At 64.8% G+C, this 16,128-nt stretch carries 11 protein-coding genes and 2 pseudogenes; 7 read left to right on the top strand and 6 right to left on the bottom strand.

Annotated features, from left to right (window positions below; translation table 11 throughout):
* The first annotated feature begins 269 nt into the window (after positions 1 to 269).
* Positions 270 to 1,373 carry an IS5 family transposase gene (locus tag ABZ815_RS05655; RefSeq protein ID WP_357694661.1) on the top strand — a complete coding sequence of 368 codons (1,104 nt, stop codon included), beginning with the start codon at positions 270 to 272 and terminating at the stop codon, positions 1,371 to 1,373.
* A 316-nt stretch (positions 1,374 to 1,689) separates the two neighbouring features.
* Here the strand turns inward: ABZ815_RS05655 and ABZ815_RS05660 are convergent, their stop codons facing one another.
* Both ABZ815_RS05660 and ABZ815_RS05665 read right to left on the bottom strand, forming a co-directional pair.
* Entirely contained in the window at positions 1,690 to 2,331 is a 642-nt protein-coding gene (locus ABZ815_RS05660) for a response regulator transcription factor (RefSeq protein ID WP_357694337.1), read from the bottom strand.
* A complete protein-coding gene (locus tag ABZ815_RS05665; protein WP_357694339.1) occupies positions 2,328 to 3,689 on the bottom strand; it encodes a histidine kinase in 1,362 nt (453 codons plus the stop codon). Before ABZ815_RS05665 ends, ABZ815_RS05660 begins: the two co-directional genes overlap by 4 nt.
* 112 nt (positions 3,690 to 3,801) lie before the next feature.
* Between ABZ815_RS05665 and ABZ815_RS05670 the strand changes: the two are divergent.
* The 3 genes and pseudogenes from ABZ815_RS05670 to ABZ815_RS05680 form a co-directional block, all read left to right on the top strand.
* A pseudogene (locus ABZ815_RS05670) lies at positions 3,802 to 4,440 on the top strand (ATP-binding cassette domain-containing protein); the annotation flags it as partial.
* A gap of 77 nt (positions 4,441 to 4,517) precedes the next feature.
* Entirely contained in the window at positions 4,518 to 5,282 is a 765-nt protein-coding gene (locus tag ABZ815_RS05675) for an ABC transporter permease subunit (RefSeq protein ID WP_357694341.1), read from the top strand.
* Positions 5,279 to 6,055 (top strand): ABC transporter permease subunit, encoded by a 777-nt coding sequence (locus tag ABZ815_RS05680; RefSeq protein ID WP_357694343.1) that lies wholly within the window; start codon positions 5,279 to 5,281, stop codon positions 6,053 to 6,055. The genes ABZ815_RS05675 and ABZ815_RS05680 overlap by 4 nt, the downstream gene beginning before the upstream one ends.
* 100 nt (positions 6,056 to 6,155) lie before the next feature.
* Here the strand turns inward: ABZ815_RS05680 and ABZ815_RS05685 are convergent, their stop codons facing one another.
* From ABZ815_RS05685 to ABZ815_RS05695, 3 genes are all read right to left on the bottom strand, one after another.
* On the bottom strand, positions 6,156 to 7,841 hold the full coding sequence (locus tag ABZ815_RS05685) for a ribonuclease J (protein WP_357694345.1): 1,686 nt from the start codon (positions 7,839 to 7,841) through the stop codon (positions 6,156 to 6,158).
* Between the two features lie 54 nt (positions 7,842 to 7,895).
* A complete protein-coding gene (dapA, locus tag ABZ815_RS05690; protein ID WP_357694347.1) occupies positions 7,896 to 8,813 on the bottom strand; it encodes a 4-hydroxy-tetrahydrodipicolinate synthase in 918 nt (305 codons plus the stop codon).
* A gap of 237 nt (positions 8,814 to 9,050) precedes the next feature.
* Positions 9,051 to 9,497, bottom strand: a complete 447-nt coding sequence (locus ABZ815_RS05695; protein WP_357694349.1) for a GNAT family N-acetyltransferase — start codon at positions 9,495 to 9,497, stop codon at positions 9,051 to 9,053.
* A gap of 880 nt (positions 9,498 to 10,377) precedes the next feature.
* Here ABZ815_RS05695 and ABZ815_RS05700 point away from each other — a divergent pair.
* The 3 genes and pseudogenes from ABZ815_RS05700 to ABZ815_RS05710 form a co-directional block, all read left to right on the top strand.
* On the top strand, positions 10,378 to 11,094 hold the full coding sequence (locus tag ABZ815_RS05700) for a GntR family transcriptional regulator (protein ID WP_357694351.1): 717 nt from the start codon (positions 10,378 to 10,380) through the stop codon (positions 11,092 to 11,094).
* A gap of 1,557 nt (positions 11,095 to 12,651) precedes the next feature.
* Positions 12,652 to 13,308 (top strand): DNA repair protein RadC, encoded by a 657-nt coding sequence (gene radC / locus ABZ815_RS05705; protein ID WP_357694353.1) that lies wholly within the window; start codon positions 12,652 to 12,654, stop codon positions 13,306 to 13,308.
* A gap of 658 nt (positions 13,309 to 13,966) precedes the next feature.
* Positions 13,967 to 14,236, top strand: a pseudogene (locus ABZ815_RS05710) (transposase); the annotation flags it as partial.
* 1,291 nt (positions 14,237 to 15,527) lie between these two features.
* On the opposite strand, the gene ABZ815_RS05715 reads toward ABZ815_RS05710, so the two are convergent.
* On the bottom strand, positions 15,528 to 15,743 hold the full coding sequence (locus ABZ815_RS05715) for an SDR family oxidoreductase (protein WP_357694355.1): 216 nt from the start codon (positions 15,741 to 15,743) through the stop codon (positions 15,528 to 15,530).
* Between the last annotated feature and the right edge of the window lie 385 nt (positions 15,744 to 16,128).

A 16,128-nucleotide genomic window follows, 5' to 3' on the forward strand; every position in this document is an offset into this window, starting at 1 on the left:
GAGCGCCTGCGGTGACGCCGACACCGTTCGATCGCGGCGACGGCGGTCGCTGCGGCGCTCTGTGTGCCGCGCGTTGTGTGCGCGATCGTGTCGAGGAGGCCGATCCCGTCCACATCGATCACGCCCACGCCCGGGCGGGTGGCCGTACCTGGCTGTACCTGGCGAGGACCGGCCAGCGCGACCCACGGCATCGACGTCCCCTTCGTCCTCAGCCTCTAGGCAGCTCAGCGGCCAGGAGCCCGTGGTTGTCTGTCTGCACGCCCGCAGCCGTGAAGGCCGGCGGTTGCGCCTCACCGGGAGGTGCATGTCGGGGCCGGAAACCGGCATACCCGTCGGATCTGACCGATGCCCAGTGGTCGGTGCTGGAGCCTGAGGCGCGGGGCGCGATGGCTGAGCTGGTCGCGGTCGCGGGCCGGCCCATGGTGCATGACCTGCGCGCGGTGCTGGACGCGGTCAACTATGTGACCCGGTACGGGATCGAGTGGCGGGCCCTGCCGGTGGATTTCCCGCCGCACGAGGCGGTGTATGCGTTCTTCGTGCGCTGGTCGCGGCGTGGTCTGCCCGAACGGCTGGCCGGACGGTTGCGCGGCCGGCTGCGGGTTCTGGCCGGCCGGGAGGAGTTGCCGACGGCCGGGTGTATGGACTCTCAGACGGTCCGGGCGGCCGAAACCGTCGGCGCTGCGGCCTGCGGGTATGACGCGGGAAAGAAGCCCAAGGGGCAGAAACGGCCTGTGGTGGTGGACACGCTCGGGCTGCTGCTGTGTGTGATGGTGACCGCCGCGTCGGTACAAGATCGCGACGGCGCGCATCGGGTGCTGGCGCTGCTGCGCGAGAAGTTCTCTGCCATCGGCCTGGTCTGGGCCGATGGCGGCTACGCCGGGCGGCTGCAAGCCTGGGCCCGGCAGGTCCTGGGCCTGGCCGTCACGATCGTCAAGCGCAGCGACGACGTGCGCTGCTTCGTGGTGCTGCCCCGCAGGTGGGTGGTGGAGCGGACGTTCGCCTGGCTGGTGCGCTACCGCCGCCTGGTGCGCGTCTACGAACGCAGACCCGACCATCATGAAGCCCTGATCTGGTGGGCCAGTGTGCACCCGATGACCCGCCGCCTGACACGCGAACTGGCCGGCAGGCCACCCGTGAGCCGGTGGAGCGGCCCACCACCTCTGCCGATCTTGTGCAGCCCTGACCGGCGCGGCAAGGTCCTGCAACTCCTGTCCCCTCAGCCCTGGCGAGCCGGGAGAGGAAGCGAACTGGCCGCCATCCTCGGGATCGAGAACGTCAACAGCTTCCGCGTCCAGCTGTGCCAATGGTCCCACCAGGGCTACATCCACAAGATCGGACCGGCTCTCTACGGGCCCATGCCCACCAGCACCTAAGCCTTTGTTAGCAGGCTCTAAGAACCACGCGTCGCGCAACGCGCTGGCCGCAGCGGTGAAGGAGACCAATTCCAGACCCATGCCCCCCTCCCCCGGACAAGACAACCCGCCCTCATAAACATCAAGCGCAGTACGGCGGCGCCCCAGCATGTCCACCCCGGTAAGCACCCGTCGTGATAGCGCCGGCCCCTGGCCCCCACCAACCCAACGCCCCATGCTCCCGCGTTCCCGACCCCAGGGTCAGGCGTCAGGCTGAATCGCTCCGGCTTCGGTGGAGACCTGATCTCTTGAGAGGATCGAGTCCATGCCAGGTGAATCACCGCCTTGCGGAGACCAACCCACTCTCGTATGCCGCGATGACCAGCTGTGCTCTGTCACGAGCCTCCAACTTCGCAAGCAATCGGCTGATATGCGTCTTGATGGTGGCCAAGCTCAACCGCAAATGATCAGCGATCTCCCCATTGGACAGCCCGCGAGCGATCAACAACAGGACTTCCCGCTCTCGCTCCGTCACCCTGTCAAGCCCCTGCGGCCGCTGCACCACCGGAGTCTTCGTGAACTCCTCGATCAAGCGCCGCGTCACCGTGGGCGCAAGCAGGGCCTCACCACTCGCAACCACCCGAACCGCAGCGAGCAGATCTGCAGGCGGCGTGTCCTTGAGCAGAAAGCCACTCGCTCCGGCCCGAAGCGCATCGTAGACATAAGCATCTAGATCGAACATCGTCACCACGAGAACCCGCGAGACATTCCCAATACGCCGAGTCGCCTCGATACCGTCCATATCCGGCATGCGGACATCCATTAGCACCACATCGGGTCGCTGCTCCAAGACGACCGCCACTGCTTCGGTGCCGGTTGACGCCTCGCCTACCACCGTCATGTCAGGCTCGGAATCGACCAGCATCGTGAAGCTCCCCCTGAGCAGAGCTTGATCATCAGCAACGACGACCCTGGTCACGAAACCTCCTGGTAGGGCAGGCGCGCGAAGACACGAAACCCCTGTCGAGGCAAACTCCCCGCTTCGAAGACTCCGCCGTACATCATGACCCGCTCGCGCATCCCGATCAGCCCATGCCCGGAGCCGTCCGCAGGCGACATGTGCCTTCCAGCGCCCTCGTCGATCACCTCTATCCGCACCTCACCCCCATCTGCGGCGACGGATACCCGGCACCGAGTCGGCGAGGCATGCTTGACCACGTTTGTGAGCGCCTCCTGCACGATGCGATAGACGGACAACTCCACACCATCCGGCAACCGTCTTCCCGCCGCCGCATGACCTTCTCGTCGTCCCCTCATGCCATTGCCGGGAACGGCTCCTCCGATCAAGCGATCATTCATCGCCTGGTCGTCGTTCCAAAGCGCGGCGTGTTCCCCTTCACGCGGCTCACCTCCTCTCCGCACCTGTGGCGTGCCTCCGTCCTGAACACGCGCACCCGCCCTCTCACCGCCGGCCTCTTCCTCCGCGAGCCGGAGATCAAGCTCAACCTCGACCCCAGCTTGCCGGGCCTGCTCCGCCAAGCCCTGCAGACCCTCGATCCCTGGAACGGGGACAAGATCTGGCAGCTGGGTCGAACGCAGCATTCCGAGCAGGTGGCGCATCTCCACCAGAGCACTTCGGCTGGCGGTCTCGATCACGCGCAGGGCGTCGTGCGCCTCTTCCGGTCTGGTCGCCAGCACGTGATTGGCCACGCCCGCCTTGACCGCGATCAAGCCGACGCTATGAGTCACGACGTCGTGCAGCTCCCGCGCGATACGTAACCGTTCCTGCGTCACCGCGTGCTCCGCCAATCGCTCGGCCTCCCTGGCGGCGTACAGCCTGCGTTCCCGAACCGCCCGCCCTATGGTCCAGGCTCCGCCGAGCGCCGCGATACCGACCAGCGGTTGATCGATGTGCATCAGCCAGACCGGAGCGCCCCCACGCGGTGTGCCGCCTGCCATCACCAGCCCCAACACACTGATCATGCTGACCACGCCGATGGCTGAGGACGGTATCAGGGCGCCGCGCTTGTCGGTCATGGCCACGATGTAGAGCGCATACGCGGGTGCGATGCAGGCGTACCCCACCACATCTACCGCGGCGGCGAAGACGGCCAGCAGCAGCGTGAGACAGAAGACGGACAGAGGCCATAGCCTCCGCACCGCCAACGGCAGCCCCAACCCGCAAGGAAGGGCGATCTTCATCCACGGCGGCACTCCTGGGGTGGCGACCGCCGCCGTGACGAACACGAACGTGAAGGCCAGTCCCGCCGCCAGATCGAGCACGATCAGTTGACCGCGGCTCCAACGCCTGGCGAAGAAGGGATGGTTCTCGTTCACGCGTTGAACGGTAGCCTCTCGCCGAGCTGAGCACGTCAGCCCAGGGTCTGACCTCGAGATTCGAACCGTGGTCTGATGCGCCGCGGACCCGGCATGCCGCATCTTCTTCAGCGTGATCGAACTTCAGCACCTCACCAAGCGCTACGACGACACGCTCGCCGTGGACGATCTGTCCTTCAACGTGGAGCCTGGCCATGTGACGGGATTTCTCGGCCCCAACGGCGCCGGCAAATCCACCACGCTCCGCCTGATCCTGGGCTTGGACGCGCCCACCTCCGGCCAGGCCCTGATCAACGGCAGACGATATGCCTCCTTGAGCAAGCCCATGTTCGAGGTGGGGGCGCTGCTCGACGCCGGTGCGGTCCATGGCGGGCGCAGCGCCTACAACCATCTGCTCTGTCTGGCCACTACCAACGGCATCGGTGCCACACGGGTGGCCGACGTGCTTGAGCAGGTCGGGCTGGGGGATGTGGCGCGAAAACGCGTGGCCGGCTTCTCCCTCGGCATGAAGCAACGGCTCGGCATCGCGGCCGCGCTGCTCGGCGATCCTGGCGTGCTGTTGTTCGACGAACCTGTCAACGGACTCGATCCCGACGGGGTGCGCTGGATCCGCGACCTCATGCGATCGCTGGCTGCAGAGGGGAGAACCGTCCTGCTCTCCAGTCATCTGATGAGCGAGATGGCATTGACCGCTGAACGCATCGTGATCCTCGGCCGGGGGCGGCTCGTCGCGCAATCCACGGTAGCGGAGTTGACCGCGCGCTATCCCTCGCTGGAAGACGCATACATGGCCCTGACGGCGAGCAGTGTCCAGTTCGGCGCGGCGAGATGAGGGCAGCGCTGCTCGCCGAGTGGCTGAAGCTCCGGTCGGTGACTTCGACGTGGAGAGCGATGGGCGCGGCAACCCTCATGGCAGTACTTGGCGTGGTGTGGACGATCTATGTCAGCGGCCTCGCAGATGAGCGAGGGACGCTGCAGGCAGCCGCGCCGGAACAGGGTTTCCTGCCGCTCCTTCAGATGAGCCTCACTGTGCTGGGCGTGCTCGCGGTCACGTCCGAATACGCGACGGGGATGATTCGTGCCAGTCTCACCGTCGTTCCACGGCGCGGCACCTTACTTCTGGCCAAGGCCGTCGTCGTCGGCCTGGCCACGTTGACAGCGGGTCACGTCATCCTGCTGGTCACCTATTCGGCGAGCCGTCTGATCGCCGACAACCACCGGCTGGGTTTCAACGAGACATCCCTGACCGATGACGTGCCCATGTTGTTAGCGGCGGGGATCTCGGTGACGGCGCTCGCTCTGGTGGGGCTCGGCTTGGGCGTGGCCACGAGGTCAACGGCCGGAGCGATCACCTCGGTCGTGGCCTTGTTGTTCATCTTGCCCGGTGTTGTCGGATATCTGCCGGCGCCGTGGAACACGCGTGCCGCATCACTGCTGCTACCGAACCTGGTTCCCCAACTGGTCGGCGATCGCCTCTCGTCACGGCTTGGGGACGGTCTTCTTCCACCTTGGGCCGCGCTCCTGGCTCTCCTGGCCTACCCGGCAATCGCGCTCGGTGCCGGTTTCATCTTGCTCAAGCGGAGGGACGTATGAGTGTTCTCGCCTCGGAGTGGCGGAAGGTCCGCTCGGTCCGATCTTCCTATCTCATCGTCGGCATCAGTATCGGCACGATCCTTCTCGGCCTGGCTCTGGCCTCCATGGCGGCCGGCATGTACGACAACGCCCCTATGGAGCAGCGCCCAAGCGCCCGGATAGCGGATCTGGAGGAGGTTCTGGTGATCGTGCCCCAACTTTGCATGGGCGTGTTGGGCACATTGGTCATCACGTCTGAATACACCACGGGCTTGATCCGAACGAGCCTGACGATCGTCCCCCGTAGATGGCCGGTTCTCGCTGCGAAGTCTGCCGTGGTGGGCGCAATGAGCCTGGTCATTGGGCCGCTGGCGGTGTTCGGGACGTATTTCGTCTCCCGTTGGGTGCTTGGCGACCGCTTCTCCGGTGCGTATCTGACCTCGTTCGCGGACAGGCTGCCGTTCCTGCTCGTCACCAGCCTCACGGTGGCGGTCTTCGCGCTGCTGGGCCTGGGTTTGGGCGCACTTCTGCGTTCCGCCGCCGGGGCGATCACTGTGTTGGTGGGTCTGATCTATGTGATCCCGATGATCGTGGGCAACATCCCGGAGCCCTGGAGTGAACGGCTGGGCTCGATCATGATCGGTGCACTGCCCCGCGAGATCACCGGTGACATCATCACCACGTCGGTGTACGGGTCACTTCTGTCTCCGCCTGCGGCTGCCGCTGTGCTGGTGGCGTACGCGGTGCTTCCCCTGCTGGCCGCCGTCTGGCTCATACGCAGGAGGGACGCTTGAGATGCCTGCTCCAAGGACCTTGTCGAGGCGTCTCCACCGCCGTCTGATTCTGCAACCGCAGGTACGGCAGGCTCAGGTGCCTGCCGTACCTCCCGGTGGCTCAGACTTCGAGCACGACAGGGATGATCATGGGTCGGCGGCGATAGGTGTCGCTGACCCAGCGGCCGACCGTGCGGCGCACGACCCGGCGGATCTCCTGCATGTCGACCACGCCGTCCGCGGCCTTGTCCTGAAGAGCCCTTTCGATCTGTGGAATGAACTCCTCGAACTGCGCCGGATCGATGCCGGACCCTCGCGCGTGAATCTCGGGGCCGGCGGTGAGCTTGCCGGTGGCGGAGTCGACCACGACGACCACCGAGATGAACCCTTCGTCGCCGAGGATCCTGCGATCCTTGAGCGAGGTGTCGGTGATCTCGCCCACCGAGGTGCCGTCGACGTAGACGTATCCGGCGTGAACCGCTCCCACGATCCTCGCCCTGCCGTCGACCAGGTCCACCACGACGCCGTCCTCGGCGATCACGATGTGGTCGTCGGGGACACCGGTGAGCGCGGCGAGCTTGGCGTGCGCCCGCAGGTGCCGCCATTCGCCGTGAACCGGCATGAAGTTCGAGGGACGGGTCAGGTTCAGGACGTAAAGAAGCTCGCCTGCGGCCGCGTGGCCGGAGACGTGCACCTTGGCGTTGCCCTTGTGCACGACACGAGCACCCCACCTGGTGAGCCCGTTGATCACCTTGTTGACCGCGGTCTCGTTCCCTGGCACCAGGGACGACGCCAGCAACACAGTGTCACCCTCGGCGATGCGGATCGGATGATCGCGATTGGCCATCCGCGACAGCGCCGCCATGGGCTCGCCCTGAGAGCCGGTGCAGACCAGCACCACGTCTTCCGGCGGCCACTCCTCGATGTCGCGCGAGTCGACGATCAACTCCGGCGGCACCTTGAGGTAGCCCAGGTCACGGGCCACGCCCATGTTCCGGACCATCGATCGTCCTACCAGGGCCACCTTGCGGCCGTGCCTGGCAGCGGCGTCCATCACCTGCTGGATGCGGTGCACGTGCGAGGCGAAGCTCGCCACGATCACGCGCTGTTCGGAGGTGCGGATCACCTCGTCGATGACCGGCCCGATCTCCCGCTCACTGGTGACGAAGCCCGGCACCTCGGCGTTGGTGGAGTCCGACATCAGCAGGTCGACGCCCTCGGTGCCGAGCCTGGCGAAGCCGCCGAGGTCGGTGAGCCGGCCGTCGCTCGGCAACTGGTCCATCCGGAAGTCACCGGTGTGCAGGACGATGCCGGCGGGCGTCCTGATCGCCACGGCCAGCGCGTCGGGGATCGAGTGGTTCACCGCGAGGAACTCGCAGTCGAAGGGCCCGAAGATGTGCCGTTCGCCCTCGACGACCTCGACCTTGGTCGGTTGGATCCTGTGCTCCGTCAGCTTGGCCTCGATCAGGGCCAAGGTGAGCTTGGATCCGATGAGCGGGATATTGCGCCGCTCGCGCAGAAGGTAAGGCACGGCCCCGATGTGATCCTCGTGGGCGTGCGTCAGCACGACGGCTTCGATGTCGTCGAGTCTGTCTCTGATGTATTCGAAGTCGGGCAGGATCAGGTCGACACCCGGCTGGTCGGGCTCGGGGAACAACACCCCGCAGTCGACGATCAGCAGCCGGCCGTCGTATTCGAAGACGGCCATGTTTCTGCCGATCTCCCCCAACCCGCCGAGCGCGACGATGCGCAGGCCGCCATAAGGCAGCTCCGGCGGGGGGCCAAGCTCAGGATGCGGATGGCTCATGCCCGGCCCCCATGGTCAAATCGTGTTCTCAAAACTCCCGGTTCCTCCCCGTTCCTATGCGTCCGTCAACTTCACCCCGCCGGCCACCAGGCAAGCACGCAGCTCGGCGATTTGCTTCTCTGTCGCGGCCACGAGCGGCAGACGTACCGGTCCCACCGGCACGCCCACCAGGCTCAGCGCCGCCTTTGCCATGATCGCGCCACCGGCCTTCAGCATGATCCCGTCCACCACGGGTGCCACCTGACCGTGTACTTCCAGTGCCTGCTTCACATCACCGCTCTTGTGCAGCTCGATCATGCGAGCCAGTTCGGAGCCCACGACATGCCCGACGACGCTGACGAACCCAGCGGCACCAAGGGACAACCAGGCCAGGTTGAGCAGGTCGTCGCCGGAGTAGAAGACGAGATCGGTCGCCGTCATCACCTGGCTGGCGGCGAACAGGTCGCCCTTCGCGTCCTTCACGGCCACGATGCGGTCGTGCTGCGCCAGGCGGATCAACGTCTCAGTCTTGATCGGGACGCCGCTGCGTCCGGGGATGTCGTAGAGCATCACCGGGAGCTCGGTGGCGTCAGCCACGGCGGTGAAGTGCTGAAAGAGCCCCTCTTGCGGAGGCTTGTTGTAGTACGGCGTCACCACCAGCAACCCGTGGGCGCCCACGTCCGCCGCCTGCTTCGCGAGCTTGACGGTGTGGCGCGTGTCATTCGTCCCCACCCCCGCCACTACGGCCGCGCGGTCGCCAACAGCCTCGAGGACGGCGCTGACGATCCGTCGCTTCTCGTCGTCCGAGGTGGTGGGCGACTCGCCTGTCGTCCCATTGACGATCAGGCCTTCATTGCGCTGCTCGTCCACCAGGTAGGTGGCCAGGCGTCGTACTCCCTCGTAGTCGACGTCGCCGTCAGAGGTGAACGGCGTGACCATCGCGGTCAGCATGCGACCGAAGGGTGCTTCGGCGGTTCCAGTTGGCGATGCCATAGTGCGAACGCTACCTGGATTCGCAAAAGCGTTGGACGTCGCCACCCCGCTTTGCCTGCCTCGCGGGGGCATTTGCCCTCATTCGCGGGCCTTCGGAGGGGCAAGGCTACAAGGGCGACCGCTTGGTGCAACCCGATGGGCTTCGCCTGCGATCACCCGGTCAGCAGGCGAATCCTCATGTTCTCCCTTTCCCCGGACGGGATCGAAGGGGAAACTTCGACAGCCTCCGGGCAGTCCTTACCTCGACAGTTCGATCTGGTACCTGATGAAGCCCCGGTTCTCGGCGACCTTGTCGTAGAGACGGCGCGCAGTGCTGTTCGATTCATGGGTGTTCCAGTAGACCCGGGAGCAGCCGTGATCCCGAGCCCAGTCGGCGACGGCCTCGATCAACTTGCGTCCCACTCCCCTGCCCCGGACATCGGCAGCGGTGAACAGATCCTGGAGATAGCAGACGTCGGCGTCAGGGGCCGAGGTGCTGGCATGGACCAGAAAGTGCGTGATGCCGACGAGTCGCCCGTCCAACCTTGCACCGAGGGCGTGCATCCGGGAGTCCGCCTGGAATTCCTGCCAGGCCCGTTCGTACATCTCATCCGGTTCAACTCGCTGGTAGAAGTGGATGTACGACCGGAACAGGTCTTCCCAGACGTCCCGGTCGGACGGCATGAGCTTGTCAATGCTGATCACATGGACTCCTTACAGGCACGGCCTCAGAACGCCGCCCCCGAAGGGCACACGGAGCCAACAGTCAAGACGAGGGCGGAAGGTCACAACCTAGGGACAAGGTGGCCCTCTCCAACACAGCCACTTCTTTGCGATATCAGAGGACCACTCCGCTTGATGCCAGGCCGAAAGCTGACCTTCATGAGGGCCAGCCCACACAGGGCCTCGAAGCTACAGGGCCCCGAGGCTGTCGCCGACTACCGATCGCGGAGTCACCTGCAAGGTGGCGTCGCTCTGCAGCCCCTCGGACATGAGGGCTGAGTCACAGGCAAGACTTTGCCGAGGCTGACGGCTCTGCGTGTGTTGCGACTCTCATCAGCCGCTCTCCTGGCCCACCAGAAACCAGATCCGCTGCAGGCCACTGATCACGTGCGTCCTCGTCCTGCGCGTGACTCCTCCATGCCTGCGAGCAGTATGACTACTTACTGTCACACGGTTGCGCATGGACTTCGCAGCATGGTGTGGCCCACGATCCCGTCCGACAGGCTCTTGCTCAGCTCGCTGCGATCGCACCTTCAGCCGCGGAACCGGGAATTCGGTCAGTAACAGGTCAGAAAACCCGCAAACCAGTGCGCAACGTACCAAATGGGCTGGACGAACTCGCCGCAACGGCCGCTCTCGACGGCGCGCGCATTGGAAGAGGTCGCCGATATGTGCTCGGGGGTACACACATCGACGACCTCTACCGGAGAATCGGTGTCCCTTACATCAGCGTTACAGGGTTTCTCCGATAATTTTTCACCATCGCAAAGTTGGGGCTCCAGCAGTCATCGATGACGGTCGGTTACCTGTCGAATACGGCAACATGGGGCAACGCCTCACACGAACCCCCAGGGATGGACTAGTGGCCACCTCAGATCCGGTCTACCTGCGTGTCGTCGAAGACATCCGGCGGCAGATCCTCGACGGCACCCTCCCCCCAGGCGCGCCCATCCCCTCACGGGCGCAGCTGACCCGCAAGTACCAGGTCGGCGAGACCGCTGCCCGTCACGCTCTCCGCGTACTCGCGGGCGAAGGTCTCATCATCGGCCGCGTCGGTTCAGGCCATTACGTTAGGGACCGTCCAAATTTGACCCCCTTGCATCGATGGCGTTTCCTGGATCACCCCGCGCCGTTCGCGTCCGACCTGCAGTCGCAAGGCAGACGCGTGACGTGGGATTGGCACAGCGAACCAGCCGATGCCAGCCCTGACATCGCCAGACGCCTACGCATCGACGAACAATCCACGCTGACCAGAACGAACTACGTCTTTCGCGGCGACGGCAAGCCGATCCAGCTTGTCACCGCCTACGAGCCGATGGCGTTCGTCGCCCACACCGAGGAGGAGCGCCGGAGTCTGGTCGCGAGAATGTACGCCCATGGCATAAAGATCACTGAGGTGGTCGAGTGCATCCACACCCGGGTGCCCCAACCGGCTGAGAGCGACGCGCTCGACCTGGCGGCAGGGGTTCACGTTCTCCATGTCGAACGTACGCATTGGGCCGGCGAACGTCCTGTGGAAACGAGCGACATCGTCATTCCAGGTGATCGCTTCAGAATGATGTACAGCATGCCCGTCTGACCGGATTCAGAGCTCCGGGCGGCGCCGCGCCTCGCCGCCTGGAGCCTCGCCTGCCCGCAAACAGTCACTCGGGAAGCGACGTCTCAGGGAGCCGAAGGCGACACCCCAGCTTCCGTCATGACGCCCGTTGACATGGCCGATTGGCGCACAAGATGTGAGCTGGGCAAAGCAGGTCGAATTTTCACCGACGTACTGCCCGGCGACGGTGGTGCCGATGGGGGAAGCCAGCGACCGGGCGCGTAAGTGTCGCCGTTGCCCACGTGGGCCGGAACCGGTGATTCCTGCGAGCCGGGTGCCATCGTGAGCCGCCGGCGGTGCGGTGGCACTGGATGCTGTCGGTGACGTGGGGCAGGGTGCTGCGGGACAAGGATGCTGCGGCGCAGTGAAGCAGCGCGCGATTCTTCCCACAGTGCTCTGATTTCGACCCATCCACCAGGAGCCTCTCAAGGGTCTGTCAGTCGGGCGCTCCGCCGTCGGACCGCCAGGTGCGCTTCAGACGAGAAATGTCTCACTGCTCGATCGGCCAACTCCCGGCGTTGCGGACGAGACGGCCAGGCAGCGGGACGCAGTCAGCCATGCGGACGCGCAATACCTGGCGGCACTGGTGGCCATCCCCACGATCTGGCCGACGTGGAGCAGGTCGAGGTCGTCCTTGCTCATGACGAGCCGCAACCCTGCGCGTAGATGACGTGTTCCTGAAGATCGACTCCGATCAGACGCGCACCGACGTCGAGACGATGGCCATGGCACCGATCCCGACGCCGAGGTCCTGTGGCGCAAGCCGCCTGTGCTCGCGCTTGCCGCCCTACCTGGGACGGCACCCGGCCGCCTCGGCGAGCCGACGAGGTCACGCTCCTCTGAGATCTCGGGCATTCGATCGGCGACATCGGGCGTCGACGCACGACTCGAGTCGAGATGTGTCCCGGCTGAGTATCAGCAACTGCCTTTAACGGCCCCAAGATGAAAGCCTCAGCGTGGTGCGAGCGGCTCGCGGTCGACGAGATCCTTGAGCAGGGGCCGACGAGCCGCACTGCCTCTATCGGAATTATCCCGATAATGCCCATTTAATGATCGACACTGCATCGAGACCAGGAAGGCGCCTCGTGGACACGGTAGACAAGCGGTTCAAATCTTCGCCCGCCTTCTCCTAGCACGGCGCTGATAGGCCAGGCATTCTGGCGCTTTCTCGGATGACAAGGGCGGCCTGGAGCTTGTGGCGGAATTGGAGGCGCCGGCGTCGGCCGAAGCCAGGGACCATCGTCTGGCTCCCAACACTGCCGAAGCTGACATCGATGCTGGTAGACGGCATACTCAGAAGTAGGCGACCACATGACGAACAGAGAGTGATTACCCTCATGTCGCCATACGAGCGCACTGCCTGAAGGCAGGGCCCGCGTCGAACGGATACGAAGCCGCCCATTCCTCTCACTGAAGATCCACGACTGCCATCCGCGTAGATCAAGCGTGATATCTCCGTCTATTGCACGCTTCTAGGGCCTGGAATTGAGGAGCTGGGATTGTCGGTCCTCGTTGATAGAACGGGTGCGGAGGTTGCGAATGCGAGTCAAAGATCTGTACGAGCGCGATCGGCCGCGAGAGAGGCTCATGTCGAGCGGCGCGGCGGTGCTTGCCGACCGGGAGCTGCTGGCTGTCCTGCTCGGTTCCGGCTTTCGTGGGGCGAGCGCGCTGGAGCTGGCCAGTCAAGTCATCGAACACTGCGGTGATCTCGATGCGCTCGGGCGCGCGGACCCGCATCGGCTGCTCAGACTGCGAGGTATAGGGCCGGCCAAGGCCGCGCGGGTGGCGGCGGCGTTTCACCTCGTACGGCGTGCGGCGTCGGAGCCTGCGCGGGCCCGCATCGCCAGCACAGCCGATCTGGCGGAGGTCTGCGCGCCTTTACTGCGTGGCCTCGGGCACGAGCGCTTCGTCGTGGTGGTGTGCGATACGCGGGGCGGCGTGCTGAAGCGTTCGGTGCTGGCGGAGGGGGGCGCCGATCACACGACGGTGCCGCTGCGGGAGACCATCTCTCTGGTGCTCACCACCGGTGGTGCCATGTTCGGCGTTGCCCACAATCATCCTGGAGGTTCTCTCGATCCCAGCGATGCCGATCTGGAAGTAACGGCACGCCTGGCCGAGGCCGCTCAGACAGTCGGGCTACGCCTCCTCGACCATCTGATCATCACGGACGCTGCCTGGAGGCGGATCTCCATGTAAATCACCTTCATCTGGGACCTCGGCGGAGATTCGAGCTCGGGGAGGCTCAAAGGGAATCTTCCCGCCGATAGCGCCGAACAGGAGAAACACATGGGGCAGTTATGAGAATCTAATGGCGCGAGTTGAGGCTGTAATGGACGTCGGCTGGCCAACAGACTCGCCTTGGCGTGGTCCCGCGCATCCCGGAGAGTGCGGGACCACGCTTCTCCTTCTCGCGAATAAGATTTGGCCGGTCAGTGATCCAGTCGCGAGAATGGACCGTTGGCCCAGATACTTCTGGACGGTCGGCAGCAATCGAAAATTCGCAGCTGCGCCCACTGAGGAAGTATGGCTCGGCGATACCGAGGCAGCTCGCCCAGATCTGAGGCTTCAAACATCACCACCGAAGGACTGTACCGGTTTGCCCCTTGCCTCTTGAATGGCGTCTGTTGAGCATAAGACGTTGGTCATGAGGGTTAGGCGTTGACGGAATACGCCTCCTGTCGCGTCCGCCTGGAAATTTTGGCCAAACCTTGCCGATCTGCTGCGCTGCCCATGACGGAGAAGGCACACTGGTTCCTGCGGCCATTGCAAGCCTCCTTCACCCCTTGAATCGTTGCTATTCGAAGGGGACTTGCGATGGCCGTCCTTATTGCCCTGGTGACGAGGCTGAGAGCAGATGGCAGTCGAGGGTAGGGATAAATTGCGCCATACGGATCTGACCAATGCGGAGTGGGAACGGCTGGTGCCGTTGCTGCCTGACGGTGCAGTTGAGCGGCGGCGGCACGGAGAGCAGCGAATGGTGATCAACGGGGTGCTGTACCAGGCGCGTACCGGGTCGCCTTGGCGCAGTCTCCCGGATCGGTTCGGATGTTGGATCACGGTCTACAAACGGCAGCGCCGCTGGTCTGCGGACGGGACCTGGGGGCGTCTGCTCAGGGATGTGCAGGCGGCACAGAGCACTGGTAGCCACATGAGCGGGGATGTTGTGGTGCATCCTGGCGCTGTCATGAGCTACGACGTCGGGGCCTCGGTTGAGGCTGCGGGCGAGGAGGGGGCTGGGGCGGTACAGGTCAGCGATCCTGTGCTGGCGAGCCTGGCACTCCGTCTCACCGAAGTGATCAACATGGCGAAACGTAAGGGTTGAGGCCGGGTGCTGGTGGCAGCAGGCGCCGGTCGGTTGTTGGCGTAGGGCGCCTGCTGTTGCGACGTCGATTGGCCTGTTCCTGATCACGGCGACTGCGGGAGTCGACATGGTGCATGGCATGGAACCGTGTGGTGATGGAACTGGATGTGGGGTGTCAGAGCTCTGGGAGCGGGCCGACCCGAGACCGGCCCACACTTGGATGGCACCGCGGACGAGTGGCTGACAGGGGCGTGTTTGTTTTCGGTTCTCCCGCGATCCTTCGACTGTGAGTGGTGTTGGTGCTCGGCTGCGCAGGAGCACCAACAGTGCCTCTGGAGGCGGTGAGGGCCGGGATCTCCCTGCCCTCGTCGAGGTGACTTCTCCAGGGCATCAACCCCACGCGTGGCCATCTGGCCATTGGGGGCTGGGCGAACTGATGCGGTACAGGTCAGCTCGGCTGAAGGTTGCAAGAGGGCTGAACGCCTACAACCCCCGCTGGGCGCGGGCTACGCAACCGAGGACGAAGGGCAAATGGAGGCCCTTCTGTCTCTGGTGTCGATTCGGGTCAATGGAGAGGGGGCAGCCTGTTCGCGCTGGAGGAGGTACTGCCGAGGTATGGCTTTCGGGTGGAAGTCGCCGCTTCTGCCACACCCGGGCTTGCATTGGAACGTTTCTCGGTGGTGTTCGTTGCGGGTCACTCTCCCCGGGGGCGACGGGTTCAGGACCAGGTGATCTCGCCGGTTCGGTCGACGAAGCGTCCGGAGCGTGCGCCGGGCGTTTCTCTGGCCAGGGCGACGATCGCGTCCGTGCCTTCGGTGACGGTTGGGGGCCGCTGTTGCCGTTGAGGTCTGTGGCGGTGTAGCCGGGATCGGCGGCGTTGATGCGGATGTGGGCAGGGCCTTGGCGTACTGAGTGGTCATCGTGAGCGCTGCCTCTGAGGCGGTGTAGGGCGGCGCGATCGCCGATGATTCGGGCCGGGACGGGGCATGGGTGTGGGCGAGCGAGCCCATGCCGCTGCTGACGTTGATGATGACCGGGTCGGGTGATCGGCGTAGCGGCGGCAGGAAGGCTGTGGTTGTTCGGACCACGCCGGCGAGGTTGGCGTCGAAGAGGTTCATGGCGTCGGTGCCGGACAAGGTGGCGGGGCGCCGGAAGGACCGTGGATGCCGGCGTTGTTGATCAGAGTGTCGATTCGGCCCTCGTGGGCGGCGACATCGGCGGCCGCTGCGGCGACGGACGCGTCGTCGGTCACGTCGATGCGGACAAGGCGCGCGCCGAGTGCGGTGGCGGCCTGCGTGCCTCGCTCGGGATGTCGTGCGCCGAGCAGCACGGTGTGACCGAGTTCGATGAGCGGCGGGCGGTCTCGTGACCGAGCCCCTTGTTGGCTCCGGTGACGAAGGTGATCGTCATGTGGCCATGTTCGGGCGGGTTGTGGCGGGAGGCCAGGGACGAATCAGCGGTAGGAGCAGGTCGTCCGGGTAACGCCGGGGCGTTCTACTGCATTCGGGATTGCGTTCAATCAGCCGGACGGCTGGAAATGGTCTGGGTCCAGCCATTCGGCACGCCTGCGTTGCGGTGGCGTCAGACAGGCCTGAATTGGAGTCGCAATTTCGTAAGTGTCTGCGAGTGGGTGAGTGATCCCGGCTAACACATATGCACGATCTGCCTCTTATCGAGGTGGTCTTTTTTCCTCCGACATGCCGGGCAGATGAGAA

The sequence above is a fragment of the Nonomuraea sp. NPDC047529 genome, assembly GCF_040642995.1.
GTDB lineage: Bacteria > Actinomycetota > Actinomycetes > Streptosporangiales > Streptosporangiaceae > Nonomuraea.

Coding starts and splice junctions, on each gene's coding strand:
- ABZ815_RS05675 (WP_357694341.1), top strand. CDS start 4,518: ATGAGGGCAGCGCTGCTCGCCGAGTGGCTGAAGCTCCGGTCGGTGACT.
- ABZ815_RS05680 (WP_357694343.1), top strand. CDS start 5,279: ATGAGTGTTCTCGCCTCGGAGTGGCGGAAGGTCCGCTCGGTCCGATCT.
- ABZ815_RS05685 (WP_357694345.1), bottom strand. CDS start 7,841: ATGAGCCATCCGCATCCTGAGCTTGGCCCCCCGCCGGAGCTGCCTTAT.
- dapA (WP_357694347.1), bottom strand. CDS start 8,813: ATGGCATCGCCAACTGGAACCGCCGAAGCACCCTTCGGTCGCATGCTG.
- radC (WP_357694353.1), top strand. CDS start 12,652: ATGCGAGTCAAAGATCTGTACGAGCGCGATCGGCCGCGAGAGAGGCTC.